This is a genomic window from Ectobacillus sp., from assembly GCF_056992975.1.
Genome location: NZ_JBXKMX010000306.1, coordinates 1 through 2937, shown reverse-complemented (window position 1 = coordinate 2937; position 2937 = coordinate 1). Strand labels below are relative to the sequence as shown.

The following is a 2937-nucleotide window of genomic DNA, read 5'->3' as shown; positions in this document are numbered from 1 at the left end:
ATAGAGAGGAGAGCAGTGTGTTTAACAAGATAAAAACGTTCCAAGTATTCATTTACTATTTCAGTTCAAATAAGGGGGATTCTTGTGGAAATAGTCATTATATTACTTGCTCTTAGTCTGTTAATGTTCGTAGCGTATCGAGGGTTTTCTGTTATTTTATTTGCTCCGATTTGTGCGCTTTTTGCAGTTTTGTTAACGAATCCTGAATTTGTTCTTCCATTCTTTTCTAATGTATTTATGGAGAAGATGGTTGGATTCATTAAATCCTATTTTCCAATTTTCTTACTCGGTGCGATCTTCGGTAAGGTAGTGGAAATGTCGGGTATAGCAGAATCAATTGCAAAAACCATTGTGCAGCTAGTGGGTACAAAGCGTGCTATTTTGGCCATTGTATTAATGGGAGCCATTTTAACATATAGTGGTGTGAGTTTATTCGTTGTTGTGTTTGCTGTGTATCCATTTGCAGTAAATCTATTTCGGGAAGGCAATATACCGAAACGTTTAATTCCAGGAACGATTGCCTTAGGTGCGTTTACGTTTACGATGGATGCACTGCCTGGGACACCACAAATTCAAAACGTCATTCCAACTACATTTTTTAAAACGAATATTTATGCTGCTCCAACTTTAGGGATCATAGGAGCCGTTTTTGTTCTTAGTTTAGGATTATGGTATTTGGAATCTCGTCGTAAAAAAGCTGAGAAGGCGGGCGAAGGGTATTACGGATTTGAGGGAGCGGAAATTGCTGCTTCTCAGGAAGCAGCCGTTCAAACCGAGCCATCTCTTTCACCTTCCACACAAACGAGCGTGGTCCGTCAGGTTCTTGCGTTTGTGCCGCTTATATTAGTTGGCGTAATGAATAAGATATTTACCGTCTATCTTCCAATATGGTATCCGAAGGGATTTAACTTTGAGTCTATTGGACTAAAAGCTTTTGGAAAAGTTGATATTTCTTCTGTCGGAGCCATTTGGTCTCTCGAAATGGCGTTACTAATCGGAATTATTACAACGATTTTGTATAACTTGAGACAGATTAAGGTCGATTTCCAAACGGGTATTAACGCAAGTATTGCTGGTGCCTTGCTAGCGGCTATGAATACGGGTGCTGAATATGGATTTGGAGGAGTCATCTCATCTCTGCCTGGATTTAGTGTCATCAGTAAGGGAATCGGGTCAACCTTTACGAATCCTCTCGTTAACGGAGCTGTTACGACTACCGTTCTAGCTGGTGTGACTGGATCTGCTTCAGGCGGGATGGGAATTGCACTTAGTGCGATGTCTGACAAATATATACAGGCTATTCAGACCTTTCATATCCCACCGGAAGTGATGCACCGCGTAATTTCGATGGCTTCAGGGGGTATGGATACACTTCCTCACAACGGAGCGGTTATTACATTGCTTGCGGTAACCGGTTTAACACATCGTCAGTCGTACCGTGATATTTTCGCCATTACAATCTTTAAAACATTAGCGGTTTTCTTTATTATCGCTGTGCATAGCATCACGGGGATTGTATAAATTTTGAATAAGAGATTAGTAGAGTAGCAGAGGGGAGAATGTGAGATGAAACAAAGTAAGGTTATGGAATCCTTTCAAGAAGCGGTAGCAGATATACAGGACGGCGCAACAATCATTGTCGGGGGTTTTGGATTATGCGGTATTCCGGAGAAGGCAATTTTAGCATTGCGTGAACAAGGCACGAAGGATTTAACTGTTGTTAGTAATAATTGCGGAGTAGATGATTGGGGATTGGGCTTGCTTTTAGCAAATCACCAAATTAAGAAGATGATTTCCTCTTATGTAGGTGAAAATAAAATTTTTGAAAAGCAATTTTTAAGTGGCGAGCTAGAAGTGGAACTTGTCCCGCAAGGAACACTTGCTGAGCGTATTCGTGCAGGAGGTGCTGGTATTCCGGGCTTTTATACAGCGACGGGGGTAGGAACTCCTATTGCCGAGGGGAAAGAACATAAACAATTTGATGGCCGTACTTATATATTGGAACGTGGAATTGTTGGTGACTTTGCCCTTGTGAAGGCATGGAAGGCAGACCCGCTTGGTAATCTCGTATATCGGAAAGCAGCACGAAATTTTAATCCAATGGCAGCTACGGCTGGAAAGATTACGATTGCAGAAGTTGAAGAAGTAGTTTCGATTGGCGAGCTTGACCCAGATGAGATACACACACCAGGCATATATGTGCAGAGAGTACTGCGCGGAGTTAATTATGAAAAACGTATTGAAAGACGTACAGTCATACAAGCATAGGAGGTATGGAAATGAAGGATGTCAGAATACAAATCGTAAAGCGTGCAGTGAAAGAAATCCAGGATGGGATGAATGTGAATTTAGGAATTGGGATGCCGACATTGGTAGCCAATGAAATCCCATCGAATTATGAGGTTCTTTTGCAATCTGAAAATGGGTTGCTTGGCATTGGACCGTATCCGTCTGCGGGATCAGAGGATGCTGATTTAATTAATGCGGGTAAAGAAACAGTAACGGCCGTTCCAGGAGCTTCTTTTTTTGATAGTGCTGAGTCATTTGCAATGATTCGCGGGGGGCATATTGATTTGGCGATATTGGGGGGAATGGAGGTTTCCGAAACTGGAGATTTAGCAAATTGGATGATACCAGGGAAAATGGTAAAGGGAATGGGCGGTGCCATGGACCTTGTGAACGGAGCTAAGCGAATTGTTGTAATCATGGAACATATTAATAAACACGGAGAATCAAAGATTAAGAGAGAGTGTACGTTACCTTTAACCGGAAAACAGGTTGTACATAGACTCATAACCGATCTTGCCGTTTTTGATTTTACACAAGAAGGAATGGTTTTAGTAGAAACATCTGAAGGGGTAACAGTAGAGGAAGTAATGAATAAAACAGAAGCTAGCTTTTTTATTAGCCCTAATGTACAAATTGGTGTTTCGGTAT

3 protein-coding genes are annotated in these 2937 nt (G+C 41.5%); all 3 read left to right on the top strand.

What is annotated here, in order from left to right:
• Positions 1-84 precede the first annotated feature (84 nt).
• Positions 85-1521 (top strand): GntP family permease, encoded by a 1437-nt coding sequence (locus AC11ZT_RS13770; protein ID WP_484060147.1) that lies wholly within the window; start codon positions 85-87, stop codon positions 1519-1521.
• A gap of 45 nt (positions 1522-1566) precedes the next feature.
• Positions 1567-2268: a CoA transferase subunit A gene (locus AC11ZT_RS13765; RefSeq protein ID WP_484060146.1), complete on the top strand. Its 702-nt coding sequence runs from the start codon at positions 1567-1569 to the stop codon at positions 2266-2268.
• Positions 2269-2279: 11 nt separating this feature from the next.
• A partial coding sequence (locus AC11ZT_RS13760) for a 3-oxoacid CoA-transferase subunit B (protein WP_484060145.1) occupies positions 2280-2937 on the top strand: 658 nt, incomplete at its 3' end.